Source organism: Huijunlia imazamoxiresistens (genome assembly GCF_037132455.1).
Lineage (GTDB): Bacteria > Bacteroidota > Bacteroidia > Chitinophagales > Chitinophagaceae > Flavisolibacter > Flavisolibacter imazamoxiresistens.
Window position 1 is genome coordinate 32,989 of record NZ_JBBBEI010000008.1, and the last position, 13,562, is coordinate 46,550.

Below are 13,562 nucleotides of genomic sequence, written 5' to 3' on the forward strand. Positions count from 1 at the left end.
TCCCCCTTTGCGATATCCAACAAAAAAAGCGATGGAAGATCCACCGCTTTTTTCCCGTTCGTCAATGCGTTTATTGAAAGAGGTCGTCCTCGGTTTTCCGGAAGTACACCTTGCCTTCCATGAACTCCTGGGTAGCCAGCAGGGCGGGGTTGGGCATCCGCTCGTAGGCTTTGGAGATCTCGATTTGTTCTTTGTTTTCGTGGATTTCCTCCAGGCTGTCGGTATGGGTAGCAAACTCTTCCAGCTTGTTGTGGAGTTCTTCCTTGATGGAAATGTTGATCTGGTTCGCCCGCTTGGCCACAATAGCGATGGCCGCATACAGGTTACCTGTCTTTTCCTTCAGGTCGTTCAGGTTGCGGGTTTCCACGTTATTGGAAGTGCTGGTACTAAGTTGACGTCTTAGTCTGCTCATTTGAAAAATTTTTGATGTTTGTTTGAGATTGATTGATATAGCGTTCCACTTCACCGGTCAGGGAACTTTGCGGGAAGCGGTCCATGAAGTCGTGGCCTTCTTCCACTACTTTTTCAAAACGCTCCACCTTTTTTTCTTCCACACTTAACTCTGCCAGCCGGAAATAGGACCGAATAACCATCAGTTTATAATTCTCCGCTGTCGGTGAATCGGGATACGAATTTAACAAAGAAGCATAAGAAACCGCAGCTGCCCGGAACTGCCCCATATCGAAGTACAGTTTGGCGGTGCTCAGGTCCTTGGCTTCGAGCTTGCGCCGGCAGATATCGATGATCTCGGCGGCCTGCTTGTTGCGCTGCGACCCGGGATGGGTGTTGATAAAGGTCTGCATCATGCCCATGGCCTTGATGGTATTGGTCTGGTCCAGCTCGGGCTTGGGCGATTGTTTGTAAAAGGTAAAGGCCCGCATAAAGTCGATTTCTTCGGCTCTGGGGCTGTTGGGAAATATTTCCAGGTAGGTCTTGTACAGGTTTTCAGCGTTCAGGTAATCGCGTTGGTTATAAGCGGTATACGCATATTTATAATAAATATCCTCGAACTCCTGCTTGCCTTTGTAATAGGGCATGATGTCCTCGTACAGTTGCTGGGCAAACACATATTTCCCTTTGGCATAATACTGTTCGGCCATGCGGAGCTTATACGCAGGGTCAGGGTTTTTCAGCACTTTGCTGACGCCTCCACAGCTCACCAGCAGAAAAGAAAGGAAAAATATGCAAAAAAATCTCATAAAGGGTGGCAAAGTTAAACAGTTTGGGCAAATATTCCTGAAATTCTCCAGATCACCCCCCTGCAGGCGTTAAGATTAACATAAATAAAGCAGCCCCTCCGCGGGAAGGGCTGCTGAAAAAGTCTGTTTTTAGGGCAGGCGCGGGCAGTGCCGGCCTGTCTCCATCCAGATGAAAAGTGATGCACATACGGAGCCATTTCCAGGGAACTCCTGCCGTCTCGTCTCGTCTCGCCTCAGGCGAGACGAGACGAGACGGCAGTGTCCGTAGATAGGAGCAGCCGTCGGGTGCTGCTTTATTTTGAGCGAAGGATTATCTTCTTCTCAGGTTCGGGTGCGGAGCCGGCACGTTGGTCGGACCTTCTTCGTTGGAGGCGGCGGCACGCAGGTCAACCGTGTTGCAATCACCACCTTCCTGGCCGTACTGGAAGATAAAGCGGTCGGCGCTCACACCTTCTTTTTCTACCAGGTAGTTGATTACGGAGTTCACACGATCCCAGCTTCTTTGTTGCTCCGACTTGCTGGAGGCGCAGTAGCCGATCACCACTACTTTACATTCGGGGTTGTTGCGCATGCGGCTAGCGATGCTGGCCAGCAGGCTGCGGTTATCGCTGCTCAGGGTAATGCTGTTGCCGGCAAAGGTTACGCTGGGCAGGGCTCCGAGTTTGGTAGCGCAGGCGTTGGCAGTTGTATCCACGCCGCAACCTTCGGGGCAAGGACATTTACCGACACCATCCGCATCAACAGGCTGGCAATAAGTGGGGGTTACCAGTTCTTTATCGCGGCAATCCGGAACACCGTCACCGTCTGTATCGCGGCTTACACCGTGGGTATCAACCGGGCAACCCTGGGGAGTTTGCTCCTGGTCGAACTGGTCGGTTACACCGTCACCGTCAGCATCCGGCAGAACGGGTTTGGGCAGGCGCATCAGGCGGGGGTTGCGGATTTCGCTGTAAGCGTAGTCCAGGGGGTTCAGCCAGTACAGGGGCTCGGTAGCTTTGGCGCCGATATTATAGTTGATACCGATCGATGCAAAGTTGTAAGCGTCGTAGTCGCGGGTGAGCGAAGGAGCACCTTGTTGGTTTTCCTGCCAGCGCTGACCGTCGAGCAGGTCATCCTTGGTAATGGTGAAGCGATCTTCCAGGGCGATGTTGAAGCGGTTGTTCAGCTTGTACGCGACACCGGCACCTACGTGGCCCACGGGCTTGAAGGTCATGCCGAACAGTTTCGGACGACGGGGACCTTGCTTTTCCGCAGCCGTTTCGTAAGAGTCATCCCAGTTGGGCAGGGCCTTGATCTGGTCTCTTACTTCTTTGCGGTTTTTCCAGGTTTCCAGCGTGGGGTCGATGGAGTTATAGTTATAACGGTTGCCATCGGAACCCAGGGCATTCACCTTTGTTTCATAAATAGTAGCACCGATACCGGCGATACCATAGATGTTCAGGCCGGTCTTTGCTTTATGGAAACGGATGTTGTTCAAAGTGATGATACCTTCCAGGGCCAGGTCGTGTACCTGTGTTTTATAGTTGTAAAACACTTTTTCAACCGGCTGTGCTGCAGAACGGGTATAGATCGGAGCCACGGGAGTACCGCCCTGAGAGAACAGGAAGGTGTTGTAGTTGGCACCCGGTCCGCCGAGGTCGGCGTTGGTATTGCCGTTCAGCGCGGTGTTCTTTCCGTAGTTCACGGCGCTTAAGTAGTTCATACCCTTACCTACACCATACATGTATTCTAAACGGGCAGAGAAAACATAACCGAAGGACTTACGCACGTGTGCGCCCAGGCCCAGGGTAGGAAAAATAGCCGATACGTCGCTGCTGACGGTAAAGGCACCGGCTTTCACACCCACTTCCCACTGGTTGCGGGGTTTCGCGGGGAAGTTATAAGTACCGTTCATGAACTCTGTGTGCTGAGGCAATCTACGGTTGGGGATAATAGAGGAATCTGCCGCCATTGGAACCTGGCTCGTATCCTGAGAAAAGCCGTACGATGCCAACAGGCATAATACACCTGTCAAAAAAGAGTACTTCTTGCTTGCCATAACGTGTTATTAATTTTTGAAAACAATGTCCTAATCTTGGGCAAAAATATACATTGACATATAATTACCAAACTTTTGAAATAATTACTTGAGAAATCCTTAAATTTCTTTGTACTTAGCCCGCGCAAAAATGCAATTCTTTTACCATTTGCGGTAATATATTTTTGCCTTTGTACCTTTCCGCCATTTTACGAATGCAGTTACCCGTTAATTTAATAGAGAACGAGCTGAAGATCTTCGAACAGAAGTTCAAGGAGGCGGTCAACAGCAATGTGCCGCTGCTCAACCGTGTCATGCAATACGTGGTGAAACGCAAGGGCAAGCAGTTGCGTCCCATGTTTGTGTTCCTGGCCGCCCGGCTGGGAGGCGAAGTGAACGAATCCACCTACCGTGCAGCCTCACTCGTAGAAATACTGCATACCGCCACCCTGGTGCACGACGACGTGGTGGACGACTCCCTGGAGCGCCGCGGCTTCTTTTCGGTATACGCCCTCTGGAAAAACAAGGTGTCGGTGCTGGTAGGCGACTACCTGCTGGCCAAGGGCCTGCTGCTTTCTCTTGATAACCACGACTTTAGGATCCTGCAGCTCCTCTCGGAGGCCGTGCGCCAGATGAGCGAGGGCGAGCTGCTGCAAATGGAAAAGTCGCGGTCGCTGAACCTGGACGAGGGCGTGTACTTCGAGATCATTAAAAACAAAACGGCCTCCCTGCTGGCCTCGGCCTGTGCCGCCGGCTGCTGGTCGACCACCCAGGACGAGGAAACCGCTGCCCGGATGCGGCTGTTCGGCGAGAAGATCGGCATCGCCTTCCAGATCAAGGACGACCTCTTCGATTACGCCTTCCAGGACGTGGGCAAGCCCACCGGCAACGATATCAAGGAAAAAAAGCTGACCCTGCCGCTCATTTACACCCTCAACACGGTGGATAAAAAGACCCGCAAGGAGCTTATATATATAATAAGGAATGAAAACACCCGCAAATCGAAGGTGGCCCATATTATTGATGTGGTGACCAAAGCCGGCGGCATCGAGTACACTATTAACAAAATGAATGAGTACAAACAAGCGGCTTTGGATATATTGCACACTTTTCCCCCCTCCGAATTTCGCGACGGATTCGAAGATTTAGTAAACTTTGTAACGGATAGAAAATATTAAGACTCCTCTGGTAATGAAAGAAAAGCGCTGGCGAATGGGTGGGGTGTGTCCGGAAAAAGCGGAGGCCCTGTTTCACGCTTTGAAGATACACCCGGTACTCTGCACGGTCCTGGCCGGGCGGGGCATCTCCAGCTACGACCAAGCCAAGCGGTTCTTTCGTCCCCAGCTGACCGACCTGCACGACCCCTGGCTGATGAAGGGCATGCAGGAAGCCGTCAACCGCATCACCGACGCCTTTTTCCACCGCGAAAAAATCCTGGTCTACGGCGACTACGACGTGGACGGCACCACGGCAGTGGCCAGCATGTACCAGTTCATCAAAAAGCAGCACGACGCCACCGAATTCTATATCCCCCACCGCTACCGGGAAGGCTACGGCATCAGCAAGGCCGGGATCGACTTTGCCGCCGAAAACGGCTATTCCCTGGTCATTTCGCTAGACTGCGGCATCAAATCCATAGAGCTGATCCGCTACGCCAAGGAACTGGGCATCGACTTTATCGTTTGCGACCACCACCTGCCCGACGACGAGCTGCCCCCGGCCGTAGCCATCCTCAACCCCAAACAAAAGGACTGCCCCTACCCTTATAAAGAATTATGCGGCTGCGGCGTGGGCTTCAAGCTCATTACCGCCCTTTGCCACCGGCTGAACCTGCCCGAGCAGGAGGCCTACAACTTCCTGGACCTGGTGGCCACGGCCATCGCGGCCGATATTGTGCCCATCACCGGCGAAAACCGTATCCTGGCGTATTTCGGCCTGGAAAAAGCCAACAACCGCCCCAACTTCGGCATCCAGGCGCTGAGCATCCTCAGCAACCATAATAAAGAGCTGCAGATCAACAACCTGGTCTTTATTATTGCGCCCCGCGTCAACGCGGCCGGCCGGATGGACGATGCCCGCAAGGCCGTCATGATGTTCATTGCCGCCAGCCTGCAGGAGGCCATGCAGTGGGCCGAGCAGCTGCATTCCGACAACAGCAGCCGCAAGGAGGCCGACAGCAACATTACCGAAGAGGCCCTGGCCCTGATCCAGAACGACGAGCTGCTGCTGAACCGCAAAAGCACCGTGCTGTTCCAGCCCCACTGGCACAAAGGCGTGGTGGGCATCGTGGCTTCGCGGCTGATCGAACACTACTATCGCCCTACCATTATCTTAACCCGTTCGGGGGAATACGTGGCCGGCTCGGCCCGGAGCGTCTCGGGCTTTAACGTATACGAGGCCGTCCACCAGTGCAAGGACCTGCTCCTGGGCTATGGAGGCCACTTTTACGCGGCCGGCATGACCCTGCAGCCCGAAAACGTGGAAGCCTTCTGCCAAAAATTCGAGGAAGTGGTGCAGGCCTCCATCCACCCCGAGCTGCTGATCCCCGAGATCGTCATCGACGCCGAGATCCACTTCCGCGACATCCGGCGGCCTTTTTACGACATTCTTTGCCAGATGGAGCCCTTCGGCCCCGACAACCTCCGCCCCACCTTCGTGGCCCGCAACGTATACAATACCGGCTACAGCAAGGTGGTAAAAGACACCCACCTGCGCTTTGTGCTGAAGCAGGAAGGCATGATCGTCACCGGCATCGGCTTCGGCCTGGCTGCCAAAATGCCCCTGCTGGAGGGCGGCGGTCCCGTGGACGTGGTCTTCCGCCTCGACGAAAACGACTGGAACGGCGAAAAATCCCTGCAAATGAAGGTGGTGGACGTTAAAAAAAGCGGCACGTGGTGAGTTCCTGAGTTTCTAAGTTCCTGAGTTCCTGGGTTGGCGTAACTCCGGGCCGGCAAGGCCCCAAACTGCAATAAACACTCCCTTTAAACTCATAACTTATTGGTAAACAGGCACAACTGTCCACTAACTCGGGAACTTAGGAACGCCGGAACTTAGGAACGCCTCAGCCTGTTAACCAAATCTTTACAATTAAGTATTGCAGGATTTCAATCTCTGACTTACATTTGCCCGGTAATTTTATTTGTTCACCGCATTTAAATGTCTATTTAAGATGCCAGTTAAAATCCGTTTACAGAGACACGGTTCTAAGAAAAGACCGTTCTACTTCATTGTTGTTGCAGATGCTCGCAGCCCCCGCGATGGTAAATTCATTCAGAAACTCGGTACGTACAATCCTTTAACGAACCCCGCTACTATCCAGCTGGATCGTCAGAAGTCATTGGAATGGCTGCACAAAGGTGCTCAGCCTACGGATACCGTGCGTAAGATTTTATCGTACAAGGGCGTTTTATACCTGAAGCACCTGCTCCGCGGTGTGAAACTGGGCTTGTTTGACGATGCGACGGCTATGGAGAAATTCCAGAAATGGCATACTGAGCATGAAGCTCAAATCCAGAAGCGCCAGGAAGCGGCGCAACGGGAAAGAAGAGCCAGAAGAAATCCGCCGTATCGCAGGCCTGAGCGCAGGACTGAAAGCCAACCCGGCTCTGAGGGATAATCGTCCGGACTTTCAACGAACTAAGGCGGCAGTTTACTGCCGCCTTTTTTTTATTCAAACAGTTCCTGAGTTCCTAAGTTCCTGAGTTTCTGAGTTGTTTACCGATGGCAACAACCCAAACAACCCAGGAACTTAGGAACTCAGAAACTCAGGAACTTAAAAAACATGACAGAATACTTTAAAGTCGGCAAGCTGGTCAGCGCCTTCGGCCTGAAGGGAGAGCTGATCCTGCAACACAACCTGGGAAAGAAAACCTCCCTGAAAGGCCTCAACGCCCTGTTCGTGGAGGAACGCAAGAACTCCTTTATCCCCTGGTTTATCGAAAGCACCCGCATCAAAAGCGAGGAAGAGATCTACCTGAAGCTCCAGGACGTCAACACCCGCGAGGCCGCCGTCAAGCTGGCCCAGAAGGAAGTTTGGTTTCCCGAGGCGGACTTCAAGAAGTTCTCCGCCAAATCCTCCCCCATCAATTTACTGGGCTTCGACATCGTGGAGCACCATAAAACCCTGGGCAAGATCCTGGAAGTGATCGAACAGCCCCACCAGGTGCTGTGCCGCATTGAAATCGAAGGCAAAGAAGTGCTCATTCCCCTGAATGAACAAACGCTTCTGAAAATCGACAACCGGAAAAACCAGGTTATTGTGGAGTTGCCTGAAGGATTGCTGGAAATTTACCTGTAGACAGTCCAATGGTGTGCAAGGCATTGCGGGCCTGAATCATGTGCCGCTGCTCGTGCCCGATGAGGAAGCGGAAGGTATCGCCCAGCTTTAGCTTTACCACTTTGCTCACGGATATGGGCACTTTGATGTCGTTCAGGCTTTTGGCGGCGGCATGGTCCAGGAGCTGCAGGAGCTGTTGCTGCTGCTGTACAAACTCGTCCAGCACCTTATCGGGATCGAGGTTGTTCTCGGGGTCGTGGGCCTTCTGGGTCTTCATCTTGTTCTTTACTTCAAATACATTCGCCGGCCGGATCAGATTGGTAAAATAATTTCCCAAAAAGCCGGAATTGAACCAGGCGTCGCGCCGGGACGGGCTGGAACAAAGCGCCCGGTCGATCGCCGGCAGGTAGTACCGGCCGTAGCTATTCAAATGCTCCAGTATCTGGGTGATGCTCCATTGCCCGGGAACCGGCTGTATCCGCAAGGCATCCTTTTCTTCCCGGAACGCCTCCACACAATCCAAAATTACCTGTACATCCTGCTTCAAATTATTGAGTAAGACCTCTTGCTGGATTTTCATGTGTATTTGTTTTTGATCCACTATCCAACCTGCATGCAAAATCCCGGCCCAACCAAGTTAAGGTATTGGTTAATTGGGATATTGGGATATTGGGCATTGCCGCCGAAAGGATCCTTACGAATTGCCAATATCCCAATTAACGAATACCCAATTAACCAATATCCTAATTCCCTAATTCCCAATACCCAAATCCCTACTTTTGCCCCCATGCCCCTACCTGCCCCTGCCCGGCGGATCGCCCATTTTGACCTGGATGCCTTCTTTGTGTCGGTGGAGTGCCTGCGGGACCCTTCCCTGAAAGGAAAGCCCCTGATCGTCGGCGGCGACCCGGTACGCGGCGTCGTTGCCGCCTGCAGCTACGAGGCCCGCAAGTACGGCATCCACAGCGCCATGGCTGCCCGTAAAGCGATACAGCTTTGCCCGCACGCCCTCTTCCTGAAGGGAAACCATGCCCTTTACAGCCAGTACTCCCGCCAGGTCACGGACCTTATTGCCGCCAAAGTACCCCTGTTTGAAAAAGCCTCCATCGACGAGTTTTATATCGACCTGACCGGCATGGACCGTTATTTTGGCGTGGCCCGGTATACCCGCGAACTGCGGGAAACGATCCTCAAAGAGACGGGCCTGACCATCTCCTATGGCCTGTCGTCCAGCAAGCTGGTAAGCAAAATGGCCACCAACGAAGCCAAACCCAACGGCTACCTGGAGATCGGCCCGGGCCGGGAAACCGCTTTCCTGTGGCCCCTGCCGGTAGAACGGATCCCGATGGTGGGCAAACAAACGGAACAGAAATTAAAGGAAGCCGGCCTGCATACCATCCGGCAGCTGGCACAGGCGCCGGTAGAACGGCTGGAACAGCTGCTGGGAAGCTGGGGCAGCTCGCTGCACCGGAAGGCGCACGGCATCGACGAGGCGCCGGTGGAAGGGTACAGCGAGCAGAAATCCGTTTCGCGCGAAAGCACCTTTGCCGAGGACAGCAGCGACCCTGCCTTCCTGCAGGGCGAACTGGTACGCCTGACCGAAAAAACCGCCCGCGACCTGCGCGAAGAAAAAAAGCTGGCGGGCTGCATCACCGTCAAGATCCGCTACGCCAACTTTGAAACCGCCACCCGCCAGGAGACCGTGGATTATACGGCCCTGGACCATACGCTGCTGGCCAAAGTGAAAGACATCTTCGGCAAGCTGTATAAAAAGGACGAAAAAGTACGGCTGCTGGGCGTACGCTTCAGCCAGCTGACGCCGGTGACCTTGCAAATGAACCTGTTTGAAGACCCGCACGAAAAGATGCAGCTCTATCAAACCATCGACGGACTGAAAACCCGCTATGGTAACACCGCCGTCACCAAAGCCAGCACCCTGAAAAAGAAAATATAAAATGTAAAACCGCAGAATGTAAAATGTAAAATAAGGATAAGCCATTTTTTCCGGGCCTATTTTCCTGCTACCTTCCCCTTTCTCCTCCGGCATTTCATCCATATTTTACATTTTATATTCAAAATTTTACATTTTACATTTCCATCCCGCTCCATCTTTGCACTCTTTTTACCTATGACTCCTTCCTCCTCACCCTCGAAAGCCCTTGTGGTGGCCGCTTTTGCCGCTTTGTACATCATCTGGGGCTCTACCTACCTGGGCATCCTGTATGCCATTGAAAGCATTCCGCCCCTGCTGATGGCCGGCGCCCGCTTTGTTACGGCCGGCGTCCTGCTGTTGGGATGGCTGCTGGCCCGGGGTGAAAAGCTCCCTTCCCCCCGCTCCTTCGGCAGCGTCGCCGTCGGCGGCATCCTGATGCTGTTTGCCGGCAACGGTGCCCTGGCGTGGGCGGAACAATTCCTGCCCAGCGGGCTGGCGGCCATTATCGTGGCCTCGGTGCCCCTTTGGTTCATCCTGCTCGACCGGGGACAATGGGCCCATAATTTCCGCAATAAGAAAGTCGTCCTGGGCCTGCTGATCGGCTTTGTGGGGGTCATGCTGCTGTTTGCCGGCAAGGGCTCGTCCAACGATCTCTACGGCCCGGGGAAAATGGTGGCCGTGCTGGTGCTGATGGTGGGCACCATCGGCTGGGCGGCGGGCTCCCTCTATTCGAAGTACGTGTCGGCCGACTGCTCCACCGCCATGAAGGCCGCCATCCAAATGCTGGCGGCAGGACTGGTGTCCCTGGCGGCCAGCGGGATCACCGGGGAGGCGGCGCATTTCCGCCTGGAAAACGTCACCACCGCTTCTATCTGGGCCTTGCTGTACCTGATCTTCTTTGGGTCGTTCGTCGGTTATATGTCGTATATCTGGCTGTTGAGCGTGCGGCCCGCGGCGCAGGTGGGCACCTACGCCTACGTAAACCCGGTAGTGGCGGTGTTCCTGGGATGGCTGTTTGCCGGCGAGCCTATCGGCTATCAGAAAGTGCTGGCGCTGGCGGTGATCCTGGGAGGGGTGCTGCTGGTGAACCTCCAGAAAAAGACCGAAAGCCCTCAACCGGAAAAGGGGGAAAAGAAAAGGGAGGTCCGCAAGAAGGAACCTACGGCAGCCGGAAAGACCTGACCCGGCGTCTTCTGAGGTTCCGGCTTCCGGACTTTCGGACTTTCCGCTTACATTTATAATGATAGTTTGCACCTCTCCCCGGGACGAAAGGGAGGGCTTTTTCATTACACAACCCATTCAACCGTTATGCAAGTTTGGAAAGACTACCAGGAACAGAATAAAGACCGGTTTTTAGAGGAAATGCTGGAGCTGCTGCGCATCCCTTCGGTGAGCGCCAAAAGCGAGAATAAGGAAGATATGCGCCGCTGCGCCGAACTGGTGCAGCGCCGCCTGCTCGATGCCGGGGCCGACAAAGCGGAGATCATGGAAACCGAAGGCCACCCCGTGGTCTACGGCGAAAAAATAGTGGACCCCGCTAAACCTACCGTGCTGGTGTACGGTCACTACGACGTGCAACCGGCCGAGCCGCTGGAGCTCTGGCACCACGGCCCTTTCGACCCGGTGATCAAGGACGGGAAAGTATATGCTCGCGGCAGCGCCGACGACAAGGGGCAATTCTACATGCACGTGAAGGCCCTGGAAACCCTGGTAAAGACCGGCTCGCTGCAAAGCAACATCAAGTTCCTCATCGAAGGCGAGGAAGAGATCGGCTCGCCCAGCCTCGGCAAGTTCGTGGCCGCCCACAAAGACCTGCTGAAGGCCGATGTGATCCTGATCAGCGACAGCGCCATGATCAGCATGGACACCCCCTCCCTGGACATTGGCGTCCGTGGCCTTTCGTATATCGAAGTGGAAGTAACCGGCCCCAACCGCGACCTGCACAGCGGCGTGTACGGTGGCGCCGTGGTCAACCCCATCACCATCCTGGCCAAAATGATCGCCTCCTGCCATGACGAAAGAAACCATATTACCATCCCCGGCTTTTACGACGACGTGCTGGAAGCCACGCCGGCGGAAAGAAGCCTGATGGCGAAGGCGCCCTATGATGAAGCGGACTATAAGAAAGACCTGGGCGTACAGGAATTGTGGGGCGAATACGGCTTTACCACCAACGAGCGGACCGGTATCCGTCCTACCCTGGAGCTGAACGGCATTTGGGGCGGCTATACCGGCGAAGGCGCCAAAACGGTGCTGCCTTCCAAGGCCACGGCCAAGATCTCGGCCCGCCTGGTGCCGAACCAGTCTTCCGAAAAAATCACCCGCATCCTGCTGGACCATTTCCAGAAGATCGCCCCGCCTTCGGTAACGGTAAAGGCGTTTGAGCACCACGGCGGCGAAGCCTATATCACGCCCATCGACAGCAAGGCCTACCAGGCGGCCGCCAGCGCCATCCGCGAAACCTTCGGCAAGGAGCCCATCCCGGTACGCGGCGGCGGCAGCATTCCCATCTGCACTATTTTGGAAAAAGAGCTGGGCGTTAAGATCGTGTTCATGGGCTTTGGCCTCGACAGCGACAACCTCCACTCCCCCAACGAAAAGTTTAACCTCGAAAACTATTACAAGGGCATCGAAACCATCCCTTACTTCCATAAGTTCTTCGCAGAAGGCTAGGAGAAAAAGAAGGGAAAGAGATAAAGAGAGAAGAAAAGAGTTCGGAACCCGGGAAAAGCCTTTTCCCCTGCAAACGGCCTTGCAGGGTTCCGAACTCTTCACTGCATTCGGGCGGCTTTTAACAGGCCGCCCTTCCTATGAACTACCGGGATTATTTAATTTTACTTCCTTATGGCTGAAAAAGAAAAACTGCGCATCGACAAATACCTGTGGGCCATCCGCCTGTTTAAAACCCGCACCATGGCCGCCGCCGCCTGCGATACGGGCAAGGTAAAGCTGAACGGGACCGCCGTCAAGGCGTCCAAAGCCGTCAGCGAGGGCGAGGAATACGAAGTGAAAACCGAGGCCAAACGCTGGCGGATCAAGGTCACCGGCCTGCTGCACAACCGGATGGCGTATTCCGAAGCCATCAAGTACTACGTGGACATTACCCCCCAGGAAGAGCTCGACCGGATGCAGTTCCAGGCGGCTTCGTTTCATACAGGCAAACGCCCCAGCAAGATCGGCCGCCCCACCAAAAAGCAAAGGCGGGACCTGGACGGCTTTATGGGCCCCGAGGAAGAGGAATAACCCGCCGCCCGACAAACCGGAAAGCACGATTATCTTTGCGCCTTATGCGTATAGACATTATTACCGTTTTACCCGAACTGCTGGAGAGCCCCCTCTCCCACTCCATTATGAAAAGGGCCCAGTCCAAGGGCATGCTGGAAGTGCACCTGCACCCCCTCCGCCAGTGGGCCGTGAACGACTACGGCCAGGTAGACGACTACCAGTATGGCGGGGGCGCCGGCATGGTGATGATGTGCGAACCCCTGGCCAATGCCATCGAGCACCTGCAGAAGGAACGGACCTACGACGAAATCATTTACCTGACCCCCGACGGCGCCACCCTGCAGCAGAAAACTGCCAACATCCTTTCGCTGAAGGAAAACCTGCTGCTGATCTGCGGGCACTATAAAGGCATCGATGAACGCATTCGCGAACACTTCGTGACCATGGAAATATCCATCGGCGATTATGTGCTGAGTGGCGGCGAACTGGCCGCAGCGGTGCTGGTGGACGCCATCGGCCGGCTGATTCCCGGTGTGCTGAACGATGAGACCTCGGCCCTTTTCGACTCCTTCCAGGACCAGCTGCTGGCGCCGCCTGTTTATACCCGCCCGGCCGATTTCCGGGGCTGGAAGGTACCCGATATCCTGCTGAGCGGCGACCCGAAGAAGGTGGAAGCCTGGCGCCACGATATGGCCGTAAAAAGAACGGAAGAACGCCGGCCGGACCTGCTCTGAAAGTTCCAGAGTTTCTGAGTTCCAAAGTTCCTGAGTTAGGAGTTCGCAAGTTTACAAACTCGTTTGCGTTCCGTGGTTGATTGAAAAATCCGGAACGCATTTTTATTTTGGGGAGGTGGATAACGGGGTGTGATCATGGGGGGCCGAAAACAAAAGAGCCTCTTGTAGAAACAAAAGG

General features: G+C 54.4%; 13 protein-coding genes. 9 read left to right on the forward strand and 4 right to left on the reverse strand.

The window, feature by feature from the left end; translation table 11 throughout:
* Nucleotides 1–70: 70 nt before the first annotated feature.
* The 3 genes from V9K67_RS11705 to V9K67_RS11715 all read right to left on the reverse strand — a co-directional run bounded on the left by V9K67_RS11705 (nt 71) and on the right by V9K67_RS11715 (nt 3,093).
* Nucleotides 71–412 (reverse strand): DNA-directed RNA polymerase subunit omega, encoded by a 342-nt coding sequence (locus V9K67_RS11705; protein WP_336722606.1) that lies wholly within the window; start codon nt 410–412, stop codon nt 71–73.
* A complete protein-coding gene (locus tag V9K67_RS11710; protein ID WP_336722608.1) occupies nt 387–1,199 on the reverse strand; it encodes an outer membrane protein assembly factor BamD in 813 nt (270 codons plus the stop codon). The genes V9K67_RS11705 and V9K67_RS11710 overlap by 26 nt, the downstream gene beginning before the upstream one ends.
* A 310-nt stretch (nt 1,200–1,509) precedes the next feature.
* On the reverse strand, nt 1,510–3,093 hold the full coding sequence (locus tag V9K67_RS11715; protein WP_336722610.1) for an OmpA family protein: 1,584 nt from the start codon (nt 3,091–3,093) through the stop codon (nt 1,510–1,512).
* A gap of 338 nt (nt 3,094–3,431) precedes the next feature.
* Here V9K67_RS11715 and V9K67_RS11720 point away from each other — a divergent pair, with 338 nt between their 5' ends.
* The 4 genes from V9K67_RS11720 (at nt 3,432) to rimM (ending at nt 7,513) form a co-directional block, all read left to right on the forward strand.
* The gene (locus V9K67_RS11720; RefSeq protein ID WP_336722611.1) at nt 3,432–4,394 is read left to right on the forward strand and encodes a polyprenyl synthetase family protein; all 963 of its coding nucleotides are present in this window, start codon (nt 3,432–3,434) and stop codon (nt 4,392–4,394) included.
* Between the two features lie 34 nt (nt 4,395–4,428).
* Nucleotides 4,429–6,114, forward strand: coding sequence for a single-stranded-DNA-specific exonuclease RecJ (gene recJ / locus V9K67_RS11725; protein ID WP_336722612.1), 1,686 nt, complete (start codon nt 4,429–4,431; stop codon nt 6,112–6,114).
* Nucleotides 6,115–6,385: 271 nt separating this feature from the next.
* Nucleotides 6,386–6,832, forward strand: a complete 447-nt coding sequence (gene rpsP / locus V9K67_RS27245) for a 30S ribosomal protein S16 (RefSeq protein ID WP_336722614.1) — start codon at nt 6,386–6,388, stop codon at nt 6,830–6,832.
* A gap of 165 nt (nt 6,833–6,997) precedes the next feature.
* Complete coding sequence (gene rimM, locus V9K67_RS11735) at nt 6,998–7,513, forward strand: ribosome maturation factor RimM (RefSeq protein ID WP_336722616.1); 516 nt, start codon at nt 6,998–7,000, stop codon at nt 7,511–7,513.
* On the opposite strand, the gene V9K67_RS11740 is transcribed toward rimM, so the two are convergent.
* Complete coding sequence (locus tag V9K67_RS11740; RefSeq protein WP_336722619.1) at nt 7,470–8,072, reverse strand: DinB family protein; 603 nt, start codon at nt 8,070–8,072, stop codon at nt 7,470–7,472. The genes rimM and V9K67_RS11740 overlap by 44 nt on opposite strands.
* A 207-nt stretch (nt 8,073–8,279) precedes the next feature.
* Between V9K67_RS11740 and dinB the strand changes: the two genes are divergently transcribed.
* From dinB to trmD, 5 genes are all read left to right on the forward strand, one after another.
* Nucleotides 8,280–9,446, forward strand: a complete 1,167-nt coding sequence (dinB, locus tag V9K67_RS11745; protein ID WP_336722622.1) for a DNA polymerase IV — start codon at nt 8,280–8,282, stop codon at nt 9,444–9,446.
* Between the two features lie 174 nt (nt 9,447–9,620).
* A complete protein-coding gene (locus V9K67_RS11750; RefSeq protein ID WP_336722624.1) occupies nt 9,621–10,607 on the forward strand; it encodes an EamA family transporter in 987 nt (328 codons plus the stop codon).
* A 126-nt stretch (nt 10,608–10,733) separates the two neighbouring features.
* The gene (locus tag V9K67_RS11755; protein ID WP_336722626.1) at nt 10,734–12,098 is read left to right on the forward strand and encodes a dipeptidase; all 1,365 of its coding nucleotides are present in this window, start codon (nt 10,734–10,736) and stop codon (nt 12,096–12,098) included.
* Between the two features lie 171 nt (nt 12,099–12,269).
* The gene (locus tag V9K67_RS11760; RefSeq protein WP_336722628.1) at nt 12,270–12,668 is read left to right on the forward strand and encodes an RNA-binding S4 domain-containing protein; all 399 of its coding nucleotides are present in this window, start codon (nt 12,270–12,272) and stop codon (nt 12,666–12,668) included.
* 44 nt (nt 12,669–12,712) lie between these two features.
* Nucleotides 12,713–13,384 carry a tRNA (guanosine(37)-N1)-methyltransferase TrmD gene (trmD, locus tag V9K67_RS11765; RefSeq protein WP_336722629.1) on the forward strand — a complete coding sequence of 224 codons (672 nt, stop codon included), beginning with the start codon at nt 12,713–12,715 and terminating at the stop codon, nt 13,382–13,384.
* The last annotated feature ends 178 nt before the right edge of the window (nt 13,385–13,562 follow it).